The following is a 20,106-nucleotide window of genomic DNA, read 5'->3' on the forward strand; positions in this document are numbered from 1 at the left end:
TAGTGCAATCACTTGAAATTTGGAGACATTTCATGCGCCGTCTGGCTTTTTCCATTACCTTTGCGCTGACCGCGCTGACTGCAGACCCTTCAGGCTTTGGCCTGTTCACCGGTGCGGCTTTTGCAGCTCCGGATCAAGGCAAATCCATTCTTCGTCAGACACGGATCGAAAAGGAACTCAGGGCGAATACCAAATACGGTTATGGTCTGGTGCGAGGGAATGCCCGCGCAGGCCGAAAATCCCAACGGTTTGAATTGCGTCACGGGGATTGCGGCGGCAACAAGTATTGGGACGATTGCAGCAATGATCGCCTGCGGATCGAGCGCAAGGAAGACCCCAAGAACCGGATACAGCGCATTGGCGATCAGGTCTGGTACGGCTGGTCCTTCTTTCTTGACCCAAGCTTTCGCGACATCGGTCCCGGCAACACGCTTCTGGGGCAAATGAAGATGAAAGGCTGGCGCCTTCCGTTGTGGCAGTTCAACATGCGCGACGGAAAGGCACATATGTGGTTCGGCGAAGATGGCGGCTGCACCGTGGGACGGGTTGCCGCGATGCGGGGAACCTGGCAGGACGTTGTTATCTTTGCCGATTATGGCCTGAAGCCGACCGGGCCCAGCTTTGCCATGTACATCAACGGCAAACAGGTCTGCTCACGGCGCAAACCGCTGATCACCGCCCATATGGTGAACACGTCGGACAAGGAACTCTACCTGAAATACGGGGTATATTCGAGCTATGTGAGCCGCTGGCTGGAGCGCAACAAGACCCGCGCCGTTGCGGCACGGGCGTTCGACGACACCTATGCAACCACGACTGGCGGGCGCAAGACCTCGGCCAGCGCCAGCTCCACGCCGTTCGCCTATGACTGGGGTGTCGAGCTGCCGACGCAGATCGTCTTCTACGACGAAATGCGATATGGCCCGGCCCGCGAATTGGTCGATATTCGCCTGTTGGAAGTCGCGGGCGCAAAGCCGCTGGACTGATCAGTCGTCCAGGTCCTCGATCACATATTCACGCGGGAGGCCGGCCGTCACCTCGGCCCAGGGCGAAGTCCGTGCACGGGTCTGATGCGCGTCGAAGGCGGCGCGATTCGTGAAGCTCTCGGACACAATGAACCGGCCTGGAACGGCCGCATCAGGCGTCACCTCGAAGGTCAGGCAGCCGGGCTCGGCATGGGTCAGCGCGACATGGGCGGGCAGGGCGGCCGTAACCGCATCCAGCCGATCCTCAGGCACGTCGATGTGACCCGTTAGCCGGATCATTCCCACTCGATCGTGCCGGGCGGTTTTGAAGTGATGTCATAGGTGCAACGGTTTATGCCCTTCACCTCGTTGATGATGCGGGTGGCGGTTTCGCCCAGGAAATCATGGCTGAACGGGAAATAATCCGCCGTCATGCCGTCCACGCTGGTCACCGCGCGCAGGGCGCAGGCGTAATCATAGGTCCGACCGTCGCCCATCACGCCCACGGTGCGCACCGGAAGGATCGCGACGAAGGCCTGCCAGATGTCATCGTAAAGCCCGTGTTTGCGGATCTGGTCGATATAGATCGCGTCCGCCTCGCGCAGGATTTCCAGCTTTTCGCGGGTGATTTCACCTGGGCAGCGGATGGCCAGACCCGGCCCCGGGAAGGGGTGGCGACCGATGAACGACGCGGGCAGGCCGAGTTCGTGCCCTAGCGCGCGCACTTCGTCCTTGAACAGCTCGCGCAGCGGCTCGACCAGCTTCAGGCCCATCTTTTCGGGCAGACCGCCGACATTGTGGTGGCTTTTGATCGTGACCGACGGTCCACCGCTGAACGATACGCTTTCGATCACGTCAGGATACAGCGTGCCCTGGGCCAGAAACTCGGCATTCTCGATTGTATCGGCGTATTTCTGGAACACGTCGATGAACAGCTTGCCGATGATCTTGCGCTTGGTCTCCGGGTCACTTTGCCCGTCGAGTTCGCCAAGGAAAAGATCGCTTTCGTCCGCGTGGATCAGGGGCAGGTTGTAATGCTCGCGGAACATGCCAACGACTTCTTCGGCCTCGTTTTTGCGTAAAAGCCCGTGGTCGACAAAGACGCAGGTCAACTGCTCGCCGATCGCTTCATGCAGCAGCACGGCGGCGACCGAGGAGTCCACACCGCCGGACAGGGCGCAGATTACCTTCTTGTCGCCGACCTGTTCGCGGATCTTGCGAATCATTTCCTCGCGATAGGCGCCCATCGTCCAGTCGCCCTTGAACCCGGCAATCTTGACGAAGTTTTCATAGAGCGTCGCGCCGTTCGGGGTGTGGTGCACCTCGGGATGGAATTGCACCGCATAGAAATGTCGTTCCATGTCGGCGGTGATTGCGTAAGGCGCGTTGGGCGAGGTGCCATAGACCTCAAACCCCGGAGCAATCTCGCTCACATGGTCGCCGTGAGACATCCAGACCTGTTCGTCGCCGTCCAGGAACCAGCCGCGCATGAGATCAATGTGATCGCTTTTCTGCGTGACATAGGCGCGCCCGAATTCGGCGGTGCCGTGGCCGCTTTCGACCTTGCCGCCCAGCTGGGTCATCATCACCTGCTGGCCATAGCAGATGCCCAGGATCGGCAGGCCCATTTCAAACAGCTCTTGCGGCGCGCGCGGGCTGCCCTCACGGGTCACTGAATCAGGCCCACCCGACAGGATCACCGCCTTGGGGCCCATGTCGCGGATGAAGGCCGCGGTCACGTTCTGATAGGGGTGGATTTCGCAATAGACATTCAACTCACGCAGGCGACGCGCAATCAGCTGCGTTACCTGGCTGCCAAAGTCGATGATGAGAAGGCGGTCATGGGATGTGCTGGTCATGAGTGGGCAATACGCGGGGGCGCGGATTTGCGCAAGAGCGGGCAATGTCGTTTTTGCCCCTCAAAGGCCGCTTGCGTCGGATAGGCGCATCGGGGGCAGGCTATCAAGATAAGCGAACAGGTTTTTCGGAGGTCAGGCATATGGCAGAAGCTGAAACACGTCGCAGAGCCCGCGGGGGCGGGGGGGCCGCCCGTCGCGCGGAACGCACCGCGGTTCGAATCGAATGCGCCAAGTATATCGAGCGCAACATTCCCAACCTCGAAATCCTGAACGAAGAAGCGCTTCAGATCATCGAACACAACGCGGAAACCGTGTTGGAAGAAATCGGCGTGGCCTTTGTCGAAAACCCCGAGGCGCTGGAGCGTTGGAAGGCGGCAGGCGCCACGGTCACCGGCGAACGCGTGCGCATTCCGCGCGGGTTGGCGCGTGAACTGTGCCAGACCGCGCCCAGCCAGTTCACCCAACATGCCCGCAACCCCGAGCGCAACGTGGTGATCGGCGGCAAGAACCTGGTGCTGGCCCCGGTCTATGGTCCCCCCTTCGTGCGTGATGCTGCCGGTGGCCGCCGCTATGCCACGATGGAGGATTTCAACAATTTCGTGAAGCTGGGCTATATGTCCAAATGGCTGCACCATTCCGGCGGCACGGTGTGTGAACCCACGGACATCCCGGTGAACAAACGTCACCTGGACATGCTGATGTCGCACATGACGCTGTCGGACAAACCCTTCATGGGCTCGGTCACCGAACCGGTGCGGGCGCAGGATTCGGTTGAAATGTGTGAGATTCTGTTCGGCAAGGACTTCGTGCAGGACAACACGGTGATGACCTCGCTCATCAACATCAACTCACCGCTGACCTTCGACAGCGTGATGATGGGGGCGCTTGAGGTGTTCGCAAAGAACAACCAGGCCTCGATCATTTCGCCCTTCATCGTCGGGGGCGCGATGGCGCCGGTGTCGGTGGCGGGCACGCTGACGCAGGTGTTGGCCGAGGTTCTGGCCGGCGTGGCTTACAGCCAGTTGATCCGCAAAGGCGCCCCGGTGATTGCAGGCACGTTCGTGACCTCGATCGACATGAATTCGGGCGCGCCCACCTTCGGCACGCCGGAAGCGGCGCAGATCACCTATGGCTGCGGTCAACTGTTCCGGCGCCTGGGGCTGCCGTATCGCTCGGCGGGCTCGTTCAACGGCTCAAAACTGCCCGATGCACAGGCGGCCTATGAGACCGCGAATTCGCTCAATGCCGGGCTTCTGGCTGGTGTGAACTTCATGCTGCATTCCTGTGGCTGGCTGGAAGGCGGGCTGGTGTCATCGTACGAGAAATTCGTGATGGACGCCGATCAGCTGGGCATTCTGCACAAATTGGCTGAAGGCGTGAAAGTCGATGAAAACGCCCAGGCGATGGGCGCGATTGCCGAGGTGGGGCCGGGTGGCCATTACCTGGGCTGCGACCACACCCAGGCCAACTTCAAGGATGCGTTCTGGCGCTCGGAGCTGTTGGATTACAAGCCGTTCGAGACCTGGGAAGACGAAGGGGCCCGCGATACCATGGTGCTGGCCACAGCACGGGTTGAAAAACTCTTGGGTGACTACCAGCAACCGCAGCTGGACCCGGGCATTGCCGAAGGGCTGCGCGACTATGTTGCGGCCAAGAAAGAAAGTATGCCGGACGCCTTCATGTAAGGCGCCCGCAACCGTCTGCCCGCGTCGTCAGCCTTGCGCCTGTTTGCGCGGCAAAAACCGGGCTTCGGCGATGAGAGCGATCAGGACTTCGACATGGCGGGCGATGCTGTACGAGGCTTCGCCCGCTTTACGTGTCTCCTCCAACCGCGCCTCTTCCGCGATCAGCCCATCAACCGCGCGCGCAGGTGTCGGAGTTGCCGGCAGTTTCATCAGACGCTTCAGGTCACGATCACGGTTGTAGTCCCCTTGGCCAAACCGCGCAGCGCGGATCAAAAGGCGGGGGCGACGAAGGTTGGTGAGGATGGTGTTCACGTCTGTCATGGCAAGCTCCTTTTCTGGGTGACGAAATTCATGACACAACCTAAGCGGGTGTTGCGTTTCAAATTTCCAGCGTACGGTGCTTTTCACCATTATTGAAATTCTGGTAACAAAACTGAATTTCGTTGAAACCAGTTAACTTTACAGTAACCAATTCAACACTAAGACTTATGGATCGGGCGCAACCTAGGGTTGTGCGCAAAAAGCGGCCTTGTTTTGAAGGGACACAAAGCGGGGCCTCGAAAGGGGCAAAAATGACTCGTGACGTTTCTGGGAGAAACAGCGATGGGACTTTCCCCGCATGGATTCCCGAATCCATGCGGCTGTACCTCGAGCACGTGGAAGGCGGATTAACCATTCGCGCCCTTGCACGCGAGAAAGGCTGCCACGCCTCCACCATTCTGCGCCAGGTTCAAAAAACCGAAAAACGCCGTGACGACCCGTTGGTGGACAGCATGTTGACCGACCTTGGGCGATTGCGACGTGACCCTCAGGCAGGGGCGACTTCCAGCGACACAGCCAGGAACCAGCGCCAGATGAATGACCAAAGACCAGACGAAGAGACCCTGAAACGCGAGGCGGTTCGATTGCTGCGCACCCTGATGAAAGAGGGCGCCGTGATGGCGGTGACGCCGAATGTCGACACCGCGGTGATCGTGGTCGAGGACGCAGACGGACGCCCGGTGATCCACGACAAATGCGACCGCACGATTGCCCAGGCAATGGCGGTGAAGGAATGGATCAGCGGCAAGACCACCGGGAAAGTCGCGCGCTATCACATCGCGCCGGCGGGCCGGGTCGTGCTGAACCGTCTGCTGGCGGAGCGCGAATCGGACGCGCTTGGTTTTGCTGAGGCGCCGGCCGGGTTCACCGGGGCGACACCTGTGGCTGGTTTCTTTGGCAAGGGGCACCATGCCCGGCTGGACACCACCCGCACGCGCGGCCGCAGCGTTGGCACGGAAAGCCCGGTAAGGGTTCTGGGTCGGCGCATCGACGTGAAGACCCGCAAACCCTATCTTGACCCTGCGCTGGTGCAGGCGGCCGAACGGTTGCAACGGGATTTCGAGATGGCGCAGCTTGACGCGACCGAGGGGTTGGATTGGGACCGGCTGATGTCAAACACCGGCGGCACGAAGCGGGGAGGGGACACCAACGCCCGCCGCCTGGATGCGCGAAGCCGGTTCGAAGCAGCAATGGCGCAGGTCCAGCCCGAACTGGGCGACCTTCTGGTCCGTGTTTGTTGCCAGGAACAAGGTATGGAACAGATCGAAGCCGATCTGGAGATGCCGGCGCGGTCAGGAAAATTCATGCTGCGTGTCGCGCTGTGCTATCTGGACCGCCACTATCAGGCGCAAAGCGGCGATGATCACGACCTGATTTACTGAGGGACGAGTGAGGGCACGTGCCTGGTTCTGGCTTCAGTTCATCAACTGGGGCGAGGACGCTTCGATCTTCAGCAGGTCGAAATCAAGTCCAGGACAGCAGGCAGAAATCTCGCTCAAGATCACGGCCGGGTTCGGAACATTGCCAGACATGGCGCGATACCGCCCCTTGAAGCCGAGTGTCTTCAACAGTTGCGCAAGATCAAGGCAGTCAAATGCGCTGCTAAGAAGGGGGGAAAGAACGACATCCGGTGCGATAGCATCAAGAAGCTCACCACCGACCTCGTGAAACTCAGCGAAGGTGATTTGGCTGTCCATCGGTAGGTCAAAGCCACGCTGACGCCAAGCGCTGACTTCACCAACAGCCAGTATCACTGGCCGGGCGGGTTTGGCGACGGCAGATCTGCTGCTTAACTTGCTCATTTTTTCCAAGCTTGAACGCATGTGCCTTTGCCTCACGTTGGCCATATGGTCGGCAATACGGAGCCGAGAGGGGAAACAACACTACTTGAGCACAATTATAAGCTGAGTCTCAGGGTTTACAATTCCCCATTGTGGAGAAAATCCTTTTTCCCGCCGTTAGACGCGTTGATCATCATCAAGCGGGGGCTGGCTGACCGCAAGATGGATCGAGTAGGGTCACAGCAGCTGTGTTCCAGATGGGCCCGTATTCCAAATCTGTTTCTCGCCACAGTAAGACGTATAATCAGTATTATGTTAAACAATGGGCATTTTTAACGCTGCACTACAAACCTCGATTATTTCATGTTTACAACGTGTTCGACGACCAAACGGATCTTTAGATCCAGTAATTTTAACTGTGTCTCCTCAGATCAAAGCGAACGCCGAATTGCATTTCCTCCAATCGCTGCGGTCAACTCACTGGCTGCGGCGACGACAGCTTTGCTTAGTTCGGGGACATGGTCTTCACTAACGCGAGAAGTCGGGCCCGATACGGAAATTCCAGCAATGGCTTCGCCATAAATGTCAAAAACCGGGGCGGCAATACAGCGCATGCCGAGATTGCGTTCTTCTCCGTCTATTGCAAAGCCCCGCTGCCTTGTTTTTTCAAGGTCTGCCGCAAGGCTTTCACGCGTCGTTAGAGTGAAGTCAGTAAACCTCTCAAGCGGCGCAGCAGTCAGAACCTTCTCAATTCTCCCGTTATCCATCTGAGAAAGGAGCGCCTTTCCAATTCCAGATGCATGGAGACGTGACAACGTCCCCGGTGGGAAAAATGCTCTGATGCTCGCATGAGTTTCAACCTGGCTGACAAAAAGAGCATGGCCGTTCTGCTCGATGCCAAGATTTGCAGTCTCGCCAGTTTTCTCCATGAGACCTCTCAAAATGGGCCTTGCACGCTCGACAAGACTTGTGCGGCGAAGGAAACGAGAACCAATGATGAATGCACGGGCACCCACATGCCAGACTTGGTCAATTGCATCAAACTCGACGAGGCCCCTCCCCTCCAGCGTGACGAGAATACGATAAACTGTCGCTGGAGATTGGTTCATATCCTTTGCGAGCATTGTCAGCGTCTGACCTTGTGCTTCGCTGAGAAATTCAAAGACTTCCATTGCACGGTCGAGGGATTTGATCGTGTTCTGGGCCGTCTTGTCATGCCAATCGCGCGGTCTCCCACGTGACTTTTTGGTGGTGCTTCGCCCATTGTCTTGAATTGCCATAAGATGCATCTCATTTTATGTGAAAGCTTAATTCACGGTATGAAAAATACAACACACTGACAATACACATTTTTCTTTTAACTGGTTCACTCGGAACGCCAATTTCTAAAAAGTATCGCAGGTAGTGTTGACGATTTAGATTGAGCTCCACGATGAAAAGGAGACGACTATGAGCTTCCAGAACCCAGTTTTCATTCCTGGCCCGACCAACATGCCTGAGGCAGTGCGTCAAGCCTGCAATATGCCAACGATCGACCACCGGTCACCGACATTCGGCAATATCCTGCACCCCTGCATTGATGGGGTACGCAAAGTGCTGAAATCAGACAGTGCCTGGATCTACATCTTTCCGTCAACCGGGACTGGCGGCTGGGAAACTGCCTTGTCGAATACGCTGAACAGCGGTGACAAGGTGCTGGCAGCGCGCAACGGCATGTTCTCTCATCGTTGGATCGATATGTGCCAACGGCATGGTTTGGACGTGCAAGTTGTTGAAACACCCTGGGGACAAGGTCTGCCTGCAGACAAGTATGAAGAAATCCTAACCGCGGACAAAAACCACGAGATCAAGGTCGTTCTTGCCACACACAACGAAACCGCAACCGGTGTGAAATCCGACATCGCGGCAGTTCGTAAAGCTCTCGACGCAGCCGGACACCCTGCCCTGCTGTTCGTTGACGGTGTGAGTTCTATTGCTTCGATGGACTTTCGGTTCGACGAGTGGGGGGTCGATATAGCGGTGACGGGCAGTCAAAAGGGGTTCATGTTGCCCGCTGGTCTGGCGATCGTTGGTTTTTCTGAGAAAGCTGTTGCTGCGTCCAAGTCCGCGACTTTGCCGCGCACGTTCTTCGACATTGCGGACATGCAAAAGGGATACGACGCGAATGGATTCCCCTTCACGCCGCCAGTTGGATTGATGAACGGCTTGAAGTTGTCATTGGACATGCTGCTGGAAGAAGGTCTGGAAAACGTCTTTGCGCGTCACTACCGTATCGCCGAAGGCGTCCGTCAGGCAGTATCCGCATGGGGCCTTGAGCTTTGTGCGACCTCTCCTGAGGTGTACTCGGACACGGTCAGCGCTATCCGGACACCGGATGGGTTTAATGCAACGGATATTGTGTCACATGCGGCCGATGTCTACGGCGTGGCTTTTGGTGTGGGCCTTGGCGAGGTTGCCGGGAAAGTATTCCGCATCGGTCACCTCGGCAGCTTGACGGACGTTATGACCCTGAGTGGTCTGGGTGCCGCCGAAATGTGCATGGCGGACCTGGGCCTCAACATCAAACTCGGGTCCGGTGTTGCGGCGGCACAAGAATACTACCGCGCCAATCCGGCGGCTTCCCGGAAGAACGCCGCATGATGCTGGATGAGGAAATGTATATCCCGACCTATCAGGACATGCTTGATGCGCATGAACGCATCAAGCCGCATATACGTCGCACCCCGGTTCTCACGTCCGCCTTCCTCAATGAGTTGACCGGCGCCGAACTGTTCTTCAAATGCGAGAACGTTCAAGACCCGGGTGCTTTCAAAGTGCGTGGCGCGACGAATGCGGTGTTTGGTCTTGGTGATGATCAGGCCAAGGCGGGCGTTGCGACACACTCATCGGGCAATCACGCATCCTGCCTGAGCTATGCGGCGATGCTGCGCGGTATCCCATGCAATGTTGTGATGCCCAAGACGGCACCACAAGCCAAGAAAGACACCGTGCGCCGGTATGGTGGGGTCATCACTGAATGCGAGCCCTCCACAACATCACGCGAAGAGACATTTGCAAAAATTCAGGCCCAAACGGGTGGTGATTTTGTGCATCCCTATAATGATCCACGTGTCATTGCGGGTCAGGGCACATGTGCACGCGAGTTTATCGAACAAACCGATGGTCTGGATATTGCCATGGCCCCGATTGGCGGCGGCGGGATGATCTCGGGCATCTGTTTGACCCTCTCGAACATGGCCCCTGAAACCCAGATCATCGCCGCCGAACCTGAACAGGCTGACGACGCAATGCGCAGTTTCAAAGCTGGATACATCATCGCCGATGATGCGCCAAAGACGATTGCCGATGGCCTTTTGGTGCCATTGAAAGAGCTGACGTGGCATTTCGTGTCCAACCATGTGACCGATATTCTGACGGCGTCCGAGGAAGAAATCATCGATGCGATGAAGCTCACATGGAAGCATCTGCGGATTGTCATCGAAGCCAGCTCTTCTGTTCCGCTTGCAACCATCTTGAAGAACAAAGAGCGGTTCGCTGGTAAGCGAGTCGGCATCATCATCACCGGCGGCAATGTCGACCTCGACAAGCTGCCGTGGCTTAAGTGAAGGGAGCCCTGAATATGAACACCCACGTAAATCTCGACGATCTCGAAGTCGGTTACGACGTCCCTGCCCTGCCTGGGATGGACGAAGCAGACATTCAGACACCCTGCCTTGTGCTGGACCTCGATGCGCTTGAGCGCAACATCAAGAAGATGGGCGACTATGCGAAGGCCCATGGCATGCGTCACCGCGTGCACGGCAAGATGCACAAGTCGGTTGATGTCGCAAAGCTGCAAGAGGAGCTCGGCGGCGCTTGCGGTGTCTGCTGTCAGAAAGTGTCGGAAGCAGAAGTGTTCGCACGCGGCGGCATCAAAGACGTGATGGTTTCCAACCAAGTCACCGATCCGCAGAAAATCGATCGCCTGGCCCGGATGCCGAAACTGGGCGTGCGCGTTTTGTGCTGTGTTGATGACCCAGAGAATATCAAAGATCTGTCTGCAGCCGCCGTCAAGCATGGCACCCAAATCGAAGCCTTGGTTGAGATCGATTGTGGCGCGGGCCGCTGTGGTGTGACCTCTACGCAAGACGTCGTGAATATCGCCAAAATGATCGACGCGGCTGAGGGTCTCAAGTTTGCTGGCATCCAAGCCTATCAGGGGGCGATGCAGCACCTTGATCGCTACGAGGATCGCGCCGAAAAGACTGGCATCGCGATCAAAATGGTTGAAGACGCAATTGCGGGTCTCAAGGCCAACGGTCTGGAATCCGACATCGTTGGTGGCGGCGGAACAGGCTCCTACTATTTCGAAAGCAATTCCAATGTGTTCAACGAACTCCAGTGTGGATCTTACGCGTTCATGGACGCTGACTACGGTCGTATCCTCGACAAAGACGGTAAGCGGATCGACGATGGCGAATGGGAGAACGCATTGTTCATCCTCACGTCCGTCATGAGCCACTCCAAAGCTGACAAAGCCATTGTGGATGCAGGCCTCAAGGCACAATCCGTCGACTCAGGCTTGCCTACGATTTTCGGGCGTGACGATGTCGAATACCTCAAATGTTCCGACGAACATGGAGTGGTCGGGGATCCCAAAGGTGCGCTGAAGGTAAACGACAAGCTCAAGCTGGTTCCGGGTCACTGCGATCCGACCTGCAACGTGCACGACTGGTATGTCGGAGTTCGCGGCGGCAAGGTCGAGACTCTTTGGCCGGTCTCAGCCCGCGGGAAAGCGTTTTAAGCAAAAGGGAGCCTGGCGAGGAGGCTGGGCTAAGACGTCTATGTGCGGCGGCCCCCCTTGGTATGCACATGGGCGCACGATTTCTCGAGGCTGCTGATATCCGGTCGCCTCAGGCCAGTCCGTGCGCTTGCGTCCCTTCCGACAGCGCGCGCGGACCACTTTTATACAGGAGAACCCAATGCTCATCGTTCCAGAACGCGAAATCGCGAACCTTATGACACGTGAGGCAGCGTTTGACGCTGTGGAGGGTGTTTTTGCCGCCATGGCGTCAAAGGACGCGTACAATTTCCCGGTTATTCGTGAGGCAATTGGTCATGAGGATGCACTCTACGGATTCAAAGGTGGGTTTGACAAAGCCGGAATGGCACTTGGCCTGAAGGCGGGTGGCTATTGGCCCAACAATCTTGAAAAGCGCGGGTTAATCAATCACCAGTCCACAGTTTTCCTGTTTGATCCGGACACCGGCATGGTTAAGGCGATGGTTGGCGGCAATCTGCTGACAGCATTGCGCACAGCGGCGGCATCTTCCGTTTCGATCAAGCATCTGGCGCGAAAGGACGCGAAGGTCATGGGCATGGTGGGGGCAGGCCATCAGGCTACTTTCCAGTTGCGCGCCGCACTTGAACAGCGCCAATTCGAAAAAGTCATCGGCTGGAACTACCATCCGGAAATGCTGCCCAATATCGAAAAAATCGCAAACGAAGCCGGTGTGCCGTTCGAGGCCGTCGAGTTGGAGGGCATGACTGAGGCCGACGTCGTCATCTCGATCACCTCCACCTTTGCGCCAACCATCATGGCGAAACATATCGCACCCGGAACACATATTGCCTGCATGGGGACTGATACCAAAGGCAAGCAAGAGGTCGAAGCGGCCCTTCTTGCGCACACAACGGTATTCACGGACGAAGTCGCCCAGTCCATCAGTATCGGCGAGGCGCAGCATGCGGTCGGTTCCGGATTGATTGCCGCGACCGATGTCCATGAGTTGGGCGCGGTCATCAATGGCACGCACGCGGGCCGGACCTCTGACGATGAAATCACATTGTTTGATGGGACCGGCGTTGGCCTTCAGGATCTCGCAGTTGCCGCAAGTGTCGTCGACCTGGCAGTTAAACAAGGGGTTGCCTTGGACGTCGATTTCTAAGGCCATTCCCGGCCTCATATGATCCGATCGACGTTGAGACCCTGGTTGGGCGTCGATATGGTCTTGGAATGTCCCGGGAAAGTCCATTTAACGGCGGTTTTGGGTTAGGGAAACACTCGGGGCCCAAGCCAGCAGGCGCGTGATGGAAGGCGAAGCTGTGCTCCTCAAGACGTTCACCGGACTCGATTGTTTTGTTGGTAAGCGCATTTGCCATGAATAAATGGGACGCCTGATCTTCCACAACGACCAACCCGGAACGGCCATTGTGGTGGCAACCGCGGCGACGATGCGCTGCATCTGGCAGGCAAAAGGCCTGAACCATCCGTGTCGTCGGCGTGGGTGCAGGTGCTGCTGAAATTTCATGTCATACGATGCTTCGGAAAATGGGCATTCCTGCTGCGAATACGGTGCTTTTTGACAAAGACGGTGTATTGCATCCCAGGCGCTCAGATCTCTGCCCCGAGCAAATGGAATTGCCAATGATTTTGCCCGACCCCTTCAAATAGCCCACGCATCCTCCGCCTCTAAGTTGAAGTCCTGCAACAGAACGACCGTTGAATGTGTATGAACACTCGACACATTGCCCTACCGGAAGGTATGACGGAATGGGAACAAGGGACAGCGTATCATTATGACCAAAATGCTCATACTGAATGGGCCGAACCTGAACCTTCTGGGTCAGCGTCAGCCGGAAATCTATGGCACCACCACCCTAGCCGATATCGAAGATATGTGTCGCGCCAAGGCCGAGGCTTTAGGCGTCACGCTCACTTTTCTGCAGTCGAACGCCGAAGGCGCGCTGATCGATGCGATCCACGGCGCGCGTGGTGTTGAAAACGGGATAATCCTGAACGCCGGTGCCTACACGCACACCTCGGTGGCGCTGATGGATGCAATCGCTTCAGCCGAACTGCCTGTGGTCGAGCTGCACCTGTCCAATATTCACGCCCGGGAAGCTTTCCGCCACAAGAGCTTCATCGCGCCGGTCGCTGTAGGGCAGATCTGCGGCTTCGGCCCGGCCGGTTACCCGTTGGCGATCGACGCGCTCATGGCGCACCTGGGTCGTCTCGGGACGCCCTGATGCTGGATTTCCTCAAGTCTGTCTATGAAAGCGAAAACCTGGAAACGCTGTGGAACCTGCATTGTGACCACATGGCGCAATTCGGTTTTGATCGTCTGATCTATGGTTATACCCGTTTCATCACACCACAGCAGATCCATGGGCCGAAAGATGACAGCCTGTTTCTGCACAACGTGGACCCGGAACATTTCCGCGCCTTCATCGAAAGCGAGTTGTATCACAATGCCCCGATGCTACGCTGGGCGCGCCACAACACCGGTGCGCAAAGCTGGTCCTGGGTAAACACGATCCGGCACGATCTGACCCCAGAGGAACAAAGCGTTTTGCGCCTGAACAAGTCGCATGGGGTAAACGCGGGATACACCATCAGTTTCGCCGATGCCTCGTCGCGCGCGCGCGGCCTAATCAGTTTGGTGGCCCGCGAGGGGCTGACCCAAGCCGACGTTGATGCCCTGTGGAACACGCATGGTCGGGCATTCGAGGCGATGAACAACGTGGTTCACCTCAAGATTATCTCCCTGCCCCACCATGAACACATGCCACGCCTATCCGAGCGTCAGCGCGAGGTGTTGGAGTGGGTTGCCGATGGTAAGACGAACCAGGATATCGCCACCATTCTGGGCGTGAAAACCGCGACGATCGAAAAACACCTGCGCCTTGTTCGTGAAAAATTGGGTGTTGAAACGACCGCTCAAGCTGTGCTGAAAGCGTCGTTCCAAAACCAGATCTTTACCATTTAGGCCAAAATTCTGCGCGGGCGATCATGGCGCTCCGGTATGGGAAACCTGACTTTCTAATATAACAAAATTCCGGCACGCTGGGGTTGTTCCGTGAGTGGTGGCATTAGCCTGGGAACATGGGCCGGGTTCCCTGCGATTTCAGGGGTCATCCGGCCTGCCGGGCAACCGGTCGCTGGTGTGAAGGGCGTGTATTGGCCTTAAGCACCAGCAATTCCCTTCCTGTCGGGCAGGCACATTTGTCCCGTGTCTGTCCGGTTCAAGAAACGGCGCCTTGCATCCCCGCCGGCGCCGTTTCACTTTAAAGAAGAGTGCAACCCCCTGTTACAAAAAGAAAAAGGCGCCCGAATGGACGCCTTTCCTTTTGGCCGGGAACGTGGTCCCTGCCCCCTTGTTACAGGCCTTAGCTGCCAGCGACAGCAGCGGCGACTTCAGCTGCGAAGTCTTCTTCTTTCTTCTCGATGCCTTCGCCCACTTCCATCCGAATGAAACCGGTGATGGTGGCGCCAACCTCTTTCGCGGCGGCCTCGACCGTCAAGTCGGGGTTGATCACGAAAGCCTGACCCAGAAGCGTGACTTCGGAAAGGAACTTCTTCATCCGGCCCTTGATCATGTTCTCGATGATGTTCTCAGGCTTGCCGCTTTCACGGGCCTGTTCGGTCAGGATCGAACGCTCTTTCTCAACCACGGCCGGGTCCAGGTCTGCTTCGCCCAGCGATGCGGGGCTCGCAGCAGCGATGTGCATCGCAACCTGCTTACCGAAGGCTTCGTCGCCGCCGGTCATTGCGACCAGAACACCGATTTTGCCCATGCCGTTGGTGGCCGCGTTGTGCACATAGGTCACGACACTGTCACCTTCGATCGACGCCATACGGCGCAGCGACATGTTTTCGCCGATGGTGGCGATTTTGTCGGTCAGAACGGCTTCGACGGTCGAACCGGCCAAAGCGGCGGCCTTGAGGGCTTCAACGTCCGAAACGCTCAGAGCCGCAGTGGCGATTCCGCCAACCATGTCCTGGAAATCGGCATTCTTGGCGACGAAATCGGTTTCCGAGTTCACCTCAACCGCGACGCCCTTGCCACCGTCAACGGCGACGGCAACCAAGCCTTCAGCGGCGATGCGGCCGGATTTCTTGGCGGCTTTCGCCAGACCTTTGGTGCGCAGCCAGTCAACGGCGGCTTCCATGTCGCCGTCGTTTTCGACCAGGGCTTTCTTGGCATCCATCATGCCAACGCCGGTGGATTCGCGCAGTTCTTTCACGAGTGCAGCTGTGATTGCCATATCGGCTCTCCTTGCAAAAATCTGTGTGTCCGGGGGCAGGCGCCCTGCCCGCACCCCGAGATCAGTCTGTGACGCGAGGCTTACGCTTCGGCGGGAGCCTCCGCAGGTGCTTCGGCGGCAGCTTCTTCGGCTGGGGCTTCGACAGCCTCTTCCGTCATCGCTTCGTCCATCTCACCCAGGTCGATGCCAGCAGCACCCATCTGAGCGGTCATGCCGTCCAGCGCCGCGCGGGCAGCCAGGTCGCAGTACAGCGCGATGGCGCGGGCCGCGTCGTCGTTGCCCGGGATGATGTAGTCGATGCCGTCGGGCGAGCAGTTGGTGTCAACCACGGCGACAACCGGGATGCCCAGCTTTTTCGCTTCGGCGATGGCCAGGTCTTCCTTGTTCACGTCGATGACGAACAGAAGGTCCGGCGTGCCGCCCATTTCGGCGATACCGCCCAGCGATGCCTGCAGTTTCGCGTGCTCACGCTCCATGCCCAGACGCTCTTTCTTGGTCAGGCCTTCGGCGCCGGTTTCCAGCGCGTCGTCGTATTGCTTCAGACGGTTGATCGACTGGGAAACGGTTTTCCAGTTGGTCAGCGTGCCACCCAACCAGCGGTGGTTCATGTAATACTGAGCCGACTTCTCAGCCGCATCAGCGATCGGGCCAGCGGCCTGACGCTTGGTGCCGACGAACAGCACGCGGCCGCCCTTGGCAACGGTTTCGCGGATCACGTTCAGCGCGGCGTCCAGCATGGGGACGGTCTGCGTCAGGTCCATGATGTGGATGCCGTTGCGCTGGCCATAGATGAACTCGCCCATACGGGGGTTCCAGCGTTGCGTTTGGTGACCAAAGTGAACGCCAGCTTCCAGCAGCTGACGCAGAGTGAATTCGGGGAGCGCCATGTCCAAGTATCCTTTTCCGGTTTAGGCCTCGGCGGGGTGCTAGGACAAATGTCCAACCGGCGGACCATTACGGGATTTCTCCCCGTAAGGCCCATGCCCCACCTGTGAAGTGCGCGCCGTTTATCCCCCTTTCGCCCCCTTTGCAACCCCCTGCCACGCCTGTAACAAGGCGGGGATGGAAAAGACACATGATATCCTGTGCATCGGCTCGGTCCTGTGGGACGTGATCGGACGCACACCGCATTCAATGCGCGTGGGGTCCGACGAGCCTGGGCGCATCACCCGCCTGCCCGGTGGTGTGGCGATGAACATTGCCATGACCCTGCGCCGGTTCGATCTGACCCCTGCCCTGTTAACGGCCGTCGGCGATGACCATGACGGGATTGACCTGCTGGCGCGTTGCGGGCGGATGGGCATGGTGACCGAGCACGTGCATGTCACCGACCGGCCCACCGACGTTTATATGGCGATCGAAGGCCCTGAAGGGCTGATTGCCGCCGTGGCCGATGCCCATTCGCTGGAGGCAGCGGGCGACGCCATTCTTGAACCGTTGGAAAACGGTATGCTGGGCTCGGCCCAGGTGCCCTATCGCGGTATGATCGCGCTGGATGGCAACCTGACCGTGGATCTGCTGTCGGATATCGCCCAGCGGCCCAGCTTTGCCGCCGCCGATCTGCGTGTGGCCCCGGCCAGCCCCGGCAAGGCGCGCCGCCTGCGCCCGCTCATGAGCCATCCGGGCGCGACGCTTTATGTGAACCGCGAAGAGGCAGGATACCTGACAGGGACCACACCCGACAGCGCCGAGGCGGGCGCAGCCGCCTTGCTTGAGGCCGGCGCGACCCGGGTACTGGTCACGGATGGTGGCGCCAACGGCGCCGACGGCCATGCGGGCCGTGTGATCACCGCGCCCTGCCCCAAGGTCGATGTTGCGCGCATCACCGGCGCGGGTGATACCTTCATGGCGGCGCATATCACCGCGGAAATTCGTGGCAAGACCGCCGAACAAGCACTTGCTTTCGCACTGGAAACTGCCGCACGCTATGTGGCCGGAGAAGACGCATGATCCCATTGACCCTGTCGCCTGAGGTCGCCAAGGCACAGGCCGACGGCACGCCGATTGTGGCGCTGGAAAGCACCATCATCACCCACGGCATGCCCTGGCCGCAGAACGTCGAAACCGCGCGCATGGTTGAAGCCGTGGTGCGTGACGGTGGTGCCGTGCCCGCGACCATCGCGGTGATCGACGGCGCGCTGCATATTGGTCTGACCGACGCCCAGCTGGATGTGTTGGGGCAGGCCAAAGGGGTGGCAAAGCTCAGCCGCGCCGACATGGCGGCCTGCATCGCCACCGGCGGCACCGGGGCGACCACGGTGGCCGCCACCATGATCGCCGCGCATCTGGCCGGGATCGAAGTGTTCGCCACGGGCGGCATCGGCGGCGTGCATCGCGGGGCCGAGACCAGTTTCGACATCTCTGCCGACCTGGCCGAACTGGCGCAGACAGCTGTGACAGTGGTGGCTGCAGGCGCAAAGGCGATCCTGGACATACCCAAGACGCTGGAGGTTCTGGAAACATCAGGCGTGCCGGTTATCACATTCGGCCAAAAGGATTTTCCGGCGTTCTGGTCTCGCTCATCGGGTTTGGACAGCCCGTTGTCGATGGACAACCCGGCCGACATTGCCCGCGCGCATCGGACCCGAAATGCGATGGGGCTTCCGGGTGGTCAATTGGTGGCCAATCCAATCCCGGCCAAGGCGGAAATCCCCCACGCTGACCTGGCCCCGGTGATCGAAACCGCGCTGGCCGCCGCCAAGGCACAGGGTATCGCCGCCAAGCAAGTTACGCCCTTCCTGCTCGATCACATCTTTCACGCCACCGAAGGCGCGTCGCTCACCGCCAACATCGCACTTGTGAAGAACAACGCAGCGCTGGCGGTGCGCATTGCCACGGCGCTGACCGGGCTTCGCGAAGGTTGATTCCGGCCAAGGCCTGTCGATTGCTCTCTTCCCGACCCAAGGATGCACGCGCTGCACGGTCGCGGTCAGAGTTACCGCATCCTGTTGGAATGGGTTACGGACGCAGTCGCTGGATCGACGTTAAACGCCCCGAATGACAGGCGTTTGCACCTTGTGAGCCGGGACGAGAGACCCTACATTCGCGCGGTAGACCAGGGAAAATTTTCGCAACATGGATGACCACGACCACGACCACCATCGCCGACGTTTCCGGCCCTTTTCCGGCCTCAGGAATAATTTCCTGGCCGGGCTCGTTATCGTGGTCCCCGTTGCGATCACCATGTGGATGATCTGGACCTTTGTCGGCTGGATCGACAGTTGGGTTCTGCCCTTTGTCCCCTCGGCCTATCACCCCGACGCCCTGATCAACCGGTATTTCGGCGATTCTGACTGGTTCCTGTGGTTGTTCGGCACGGAAGAGGTGCATGTGAACGTGCGCGGGGTCGGTGTGGTGCTGTTCCTGATGTTCACCGTTCTTGTCGGCTGGATCACAAAAGGCCTGATCGGGCGCAGTTTCCTAGCCTGGGGCGAAGGGCTTGTGGATCGGATGCCAGTGGTGCGCTCGCTCTATAACGGCATTAAGCAGATCGCCGAAACGGTGTTTTCGACCTCAACAGAAGCGAAATTCGACAAGGCCTGCTTGGTGGAATACCCGCGCAAGGGGATTTGGGCGATCGCTTTCATCTCGACCACTGCCAAGGGCGAGATTGACGAAAAGATCCCGGTGGATGAGCCGATCATCTCGGTCTTTCTTCCCACAACGCCGAACCCGACATCGGGGTTTCTTTTGTTCGTGCCGCGCCATTCCGTGATCGAACTGGAGATGAGCGTCGAGGATGCCGCCAAGCTGGTGATCAGCGCCGGACTGGTCTATCCGAACGCGAAAGACCCGTCGGAACCATCTGAAATCACGCCAAAATGATTGGGGCCGGTCTGACCGGTTTTGCCACCGGGTTTTCCCTGATCCTGGCCATCGGGGCCCAGAACGCCTTTGTGCTGCGCCAGGGGCTGCTGCGTCAACACGTGTTCTGGCTGTGCCTGTTTTGCGCGGGCTCCGACGCGCTTTTGATCGCCGCCGGCGTGGCAGGCTTCTCTGCCCTGGTTTCCGCCTGGCCAGCGCTTCCCCAGGTGATGAGCCTGGCGGGTGCGGCGTTCCTGATCGTTTATGGCCTGCTCAGATTTCGCGAGGCTTGGCAGGGAAGCTATGCGATGGAGTTGGATGGGCAATCCCGATCCCTGGGCAAGACGATTGCCATTGCGGCGGCGTTCACATGGCTAAACCCACATGTCTATCTGGACACACTGGGTCTGATCGGTGCAATCTCGACAGGGTTTGAGGGCGCAGCCCTGAAATGGGTCTTCGGCGCCGGGGCGGTGATTGCCTCGTTCACCTTCTTTTTCGGCCTTGGCTATGGCGCGCGACTGTTGGCGCCGGTCATGCAAAGCCCCCGCGCTTGGCGGGTACTGGATGTGATCATCGGTGTCGTGATGTGGGCCATTGCGACAAAACTGCTCACATCCGCGTTTTCCGGGGCGTGAGCGTATTCCCACAGCTCTGAACGTGC

The 20,106-nt window shown here is 58.5% G+C and carries 20 protein-coding genes; 13 read left to right on the top strand and 7 right to left on the bottom strand.

All coding sequences use genetic code 11. The features are described 5' to 3' along the window. The first annotated feature begins 32 nt into the window (after positions 1 to 32). Positions 33 to 986 carry a heparin lyase I family protein gene (locus MN188_RS03300; RefSeq protein ID WP_242106125.1) on the top strand — a complete coding sequence of 318 codons (954 nt, stop codon included), beginning with the start codon at positions 33 to 35 and terminating at the stop codon, positions 984 to 986. On the opposite strand, the gene MN188_RS03305 is transcribed toward MN188_RS03300, so the two are convergent. Together MN188_RS03305 and guaA are read right to left on the bottom strand one after the other, a co-directional pair. After that, positions 987 to 1,265, bottom strand: a complete 279-nt coding sequence (locus tag MN188_RS03305; protein ID WP_242106127.1) for a putative quinol monooxygenase — start codon at positions 1,263 to 1,265, stop codon at positions 987 to 989. Then, positions 1,262 to 2,824: a glutamine-hydrolyzing GMP synthase gene (guaA, locus tag MN188_RS03310; RefSeq protein ID WP_242106143.1), complete on the bottom strand. Its 1,563-nt coding sequence runs from the start codon at positions 2,822 to 2,824 to the stop codon at positions 1,262 to 1,264. Before guaA ends, MN188_RS03305 begins: the two co-directional genes overlap by 4 nt. 140 nt (positions 2,825 to 2,964) lie before the next feature. Here guaA and MN188_RS03315 point away from each other — a divergent pair, with 140 nt between their 5' ends. Continuing rightward, positions 2,965 to 4,509: a trimethylamine methyltransferase family protein gene (locus MN188_RS03315; RefSeq protein WP_242106145.1), complete on the top strand. Its 1,545-nt coding sequence runs from the start codon at positions 2,965 to 2,967 to the stop codon at positions 4,507 to 4,509. A 27-nt stretch (positions 4,510 to 4,536) separates the two neighbouring features. Here MN188_RS03315 and MN188_RS03320 read toward each other — a convergent pair whose 3' ends face one another. Further along, complete coding sequence (locus tag MN188_RS03320) at positions 4,537 to 4,830, bottom strand: DUF6477 family protein (protein ID WP_242106148.1); 294 nt, start codon at positions 4,828 to 4,830, stop codon at positions 4,537 to 4,539. 314 nt (positions 4,831 to 5,144) lie between these two features. On the opposite strand from MN188_RS03320, the gene MN188_RS03325 reads away from it, so the two are divergent. Further along, complete coding sequence (locus tag MN188_RS03325; protein WP_242106150.1) at positions 5,145 to 6,212, top strand: DUF6456 domain-containing protein; 1,068 nt, start codon at positions 5,145 to 5,147, stop codon at positions 6,210 to 6,212. 33 nt (positions 6,213 to 6,245) lie between these two features. On the opposite strand, the gene MN188_RS03330 is transcribed toward MN188_RS03325, so the two are convergent. Continuing rightward, positions 6,246 to 6,653, bottom strand: a complete 408-nt coding sequence (locus MN188_RS03330) for a hypothetical protein (RefSeq protein ID WP_242106152.1) — start codon at positions 6,651 to 6,653, stop codon at positions 6,246 to 6,248. Positions 6,654 to 7,042: 389 nt separating this feature from the next. Next, positions 7,043 to 7,891, bottom strand: a complete 849-nt coding sequence (gene bhcR, locus MN188_RS03335) for an HTH-type transcriptional regulator BhcR (protein ID WP_242106154.1) — start codon at positions 7,889 to 7,891, stop codon at positions 7,043 to 7,045. Between the two features lie 169 nt (positions 7,892 to 8,060). Between bhcR and bhcA the strand changes: the two genes are divergently transcribed. The 6 genes from bhcA to MN188_RS03365 all read left to right on the top strand — a co-directional run bounded on the left by bhcA (position 8,061) and on the right by MN188_RS03365 (position 14,359). Next, a complete protein-coding gene (gene bhcA, locus MN188_RS03340; protein ID WP_242106156.1) occupies positions 8,061 to 9,251 on the top strand; it encodes an L-aspartate--glyoxylate aminotransferase BhcA in 1,191 nt (396 codons plus the stop codon). Beyond that, entirely contained in the window at positions 9,251 to 10,216 is a 966-nt protein-coding gene (bhcB, locus tag MN188_RS03345; RefSeq protein WP_242107362.1) for a beta-hydroxyaspartate dehydratase BhcB, read from the top strand. Before bhcA ends, bhcB begins: the two co-directional genes overlap by 1 nt. Positions 10,217 to 10,230: 14 nt before the next feature. Next, complete coding sequence (gene bhcC / locus MN188_RS03350; protein ID WP_242106158.1) at positions 10,231 to 11,394, top strand: 3-hydroxy-D-aspartate aldolase BhcC; 1,164 nt, start codon at positions 10,231 to 10,233, stop codon at positions 11,392 to 11,394. A 178-nt stretch (positions 11,395 to 11,572) separates the two neighbouring features. Continuing rightward, positions 11,573 to 12,538, top strand: a complete 966-nt coding sequence (bhcD, locus tag MN188_RS03355; RefSeq protein WP_242106159.1) for an iminosuccinate reductase BhcD — start codon at positions 11,573 to 11,575, stop codon at positions 12,536 to 12,538. A gap of 631 nt (positions 12,539 to 13,169) precedes the next feature. After that, a complete protein-coding gene (aroQ, locus tag MN188_RS03360; RefSeq protein ID WP_242106161.1) occupies positions 13,170 to 13,619 on the top strand; it encodes a type II 3-dehydroquinate dehydratase in 450 nt (149 codons plus the stop codon). Then, entirely contained in the window at positions 13,619 to 14,359 is a 741-nt protein-coding gene (locus MN188_RS03365; RefSeq protein WP_242106163.1) for a LuxR family transcriptional regulator, read from the top strand. The genes aroQ and MN188_RS03365 overlap by 1 nt, the downstream gene beginning before the upstream one ends. Before the next feature lie 400 nt (positions 14,360 to 14,759). On the opposite strand, the gene tsf is transcribed toward MN188_RS03365, so the two are convergent. Both tsf and rpsB read right to left on the bottom strand, forming a co-directional pair. Next, positions 14,760 to 15,638, bottom strand: a complete 879-nt coding sequence (gene tsf, locus MN188_RS03370) for a translation elongation factor Ts (protein WP_242106165.1) — start codon at positions 15,636 to 15,638, stop codon at positions 14,760 to 14,762. 80 nt (positions 15,639 to 15,718) lie between these two features. Continuing rightward, positions 15,719 to 16,525: a 30S ribosomal protein S2 gene (gene rpsB / locus MN188_RS03375; RefSeq protein WP_242106167.1), complete on the bottom strand. Its 807-nt coding sequence runs from the start codon at positions 16,523 to 16,525 to the stop codon at positions 15,719 to 15,721. A 175-nt stretch (positions 16,526 to 16,700) separates the two neighbouring features. Here rpsB and MN188_RS03380 point away from each other — a divergent pair, with 175 nt between their 5' ends. The 4 genes from MN188_RS03380 to MN188_RS03395 all read left to right on the top strand — a co-directional run bounded on the left by MN188_RS03380 (position 16,701) and on the right by MN188_RS03395 (position 20,080). After that, positions 16,701 to 17,588 carry a PfkB family carbohydrate kinase gene (locus MN188_RS03380; protein ID WP_242106169.1) on the top strand — a complete coding sequence of 296 codons (888 nt, stop codon included), beginning with the start codon at positions 16,701 to 16,703 and terminating at the stop codon, positions 17,586 to 17,588. Beyond that, complete coding sequence (locus MN188_RS03385) at positions 17,585 to 18,502, top strand: pseudouridine-5'-phosphate glycosidase (protein WP_242106172.1); 918 nt, start codon at positions 17,585 to 17,587, stop codon at positions 18,500 to 18,502. The genes MN188_RS03380 and MN188_RS03385 overlap by 4 nt, the downstream gene beginning before the upstream one ends. Positions 18,503 to 18,713: 211 nt before the next feature. Further along, a complete protein-coding gene (locus MN188_RS03390; RefSeq protein ID WP_242106174.1) occupies positions 18,714 to 19,463 on the top strand; it encodes a DUF502 domain-containing protein in 750 nt (249 codons plus the stop codon). Then, positions 19,460 to 20,080 carry a LysE/ArgO family amino acid transporter gene (locus tag MN188_RS03395; protein ID WP_242106176.1) on the top strand — a complete coding sequence of 207 codons (621 nt, stop codon included), beginning with the start codon at positions 19,460 to 19,462 and terminating at the stop codon, positions 20,078 to 20,080. The genes MN188_RS03390 and MN188_RS03395 overlap by 4 nt, the downstream gene beginning before the upstream one ends. The last annotated feature ends 26 nt before the right edge of the window (positions 20,081 to 20,106 follow it).

Origin of the sequence: Aliiroseovarius subalbicans, assembly GCF_022678625.1 — a bacterium.
GTDB classification, from domain to species: domain Bacteria; phylum Pseudomonadota; class Alphaproteobacteria; order Rhodobacterales; family Rhodobacteraceae; genus Aliiroseovarius_A; species Aliiroseovarius_A subalbicans.

Bases quoted from the DNA above. Each gene is read 5' to 3' on its own strand.
- tsf (WP_242106165.1), bottom strand. From the start codon at position 15,638: ATGGCAATCACAGCTGCACTCGTGAAAGAACTGCGCGAATCCACCGGC.
- MN188_RS03365 (WP_242106163.1), top strand. From the start codon at position 13,619: ATGCTGGATTTCCTCAAGTCTGTCTATGAAAGCGAAAACCTGGAAACG.
- bhcR (WP_242106154.1), bottom strand. From the start codon at position 7,891: ATGGCAATTCAAGACAATGGGCGAAGCACCACCAAAAAGTCACGTGGG.
- MN188_RS03300 (WP_242106125.1), top strand. From the start codon at position 33: ATGCGCCGTCTGGCTTTTTCCATTACCTTTGCGCTGACCGCGCTGACT.
- MN188_RS03330 (WP_242106152.1), bottom strand. From the start codon at position 6,653: ATGCGTTCAAGCTTGGAAAAAATGAGCAAGTTAAGCAGCAGATCTGCC.
- rpsB (WP_242106167.1), bottom strand. From the start codon at position 16,525: ATGGCGCTCCCCGAATTCACTCTGCGTCAGCTGCTGGAAGCTGGCGTT.
- MN188_RS03320 (WP_242106148.1), bottom strand. From the start codon at position 4,830: ATGACAGACGTGAACACCATCCTCACCAACCTTCGTCGCCCCCGCCTT.
- MN188_RS03395 (WP_242106176.1), top strand. From the start codon at position 19,460: ATGATTGGGGCCGGTCTGACCGGTTTTGCCACCGGGTTTTCCCTGATC.
- MN188_RS03390 (WP_242106174.1), top strand. From the start codon at position 18,714: ATGGATGACCACGACCACGACCACCATCGCCGACGTTTCCGGCCCTTT.
- bhcC (WP_242106158.1), top strand. From the start codon at position 10,231: ATGAACACCCACGTAAATCTCGACGATCTCGAAGTCGGTTACGACGTC.
- MN188_RS03380 (WP_242106169.1), top strand. From the start codon at position 16,701: ATGGAAAAGACACATGATATCCTGTGCATCGGCTCGGTCCTGTGGGAC.
- MN188_RS03315 (WP_242106145.1), top strand. From the start codon at position 2,965: ATGGCAGAAGCTGAAACACGTCGCAGAGCCCGCGGGGGCGGGGGGGCC.
- aroQ (WP_242106161.1), top strand. From the start codon at position 13,170: ATGACCAAAATGCTCATACTGAATGGGCCGAACCTGAACCTTCTGGGT.
- guaA (WP_242106143.1), bottom strand. From the start codon at position 2,824: ATGACCAGCACATCCCATGACCGCCTTCTCATCATCGACTTTGGCAGC.
- MN188_RS03385 (WP_242106172.1), top strand. From the start codon at position 17,585: ATGATCCCATTGACCCTGTCGCCTGAGGTCGCCAAGGCACAGGCCGAC.
- MN188_RS03325 (WP_242106150.1), top strand. From the start codon at position 5,145: ATGCGGCTGTACCTCGAGCACGTGGAAGGCGGATTAACCATTCGCGCC.
- bhcA (WP_242106156.1), top strand. From the start codon at position 8,061: ATGAGCTTCCAGAACCCAGTTTTCATTCCTGGCCCGACCAACATGCCT.
- bhcD (WP_242106159.1), top strand. From the start codon at position 11,573: ATGCTCATCGTTCCAGAACGCGAAATCGCGAACCTTATGACACGTGAG.
- MN188_RS03305 (WP_242106127.1), bottom strand. From the start codon at position 1,265: ATGATCCGGCTAACGGGTCACATCGACGTGCCTGAGGATCGGCTGGAT.
- bhcB (WP_242107362.1), top strand. From the start codon at position 9,251: ATGCTGGATGAGGAAATGTATATCCCGACCTATCAGGACATGCTTGAT.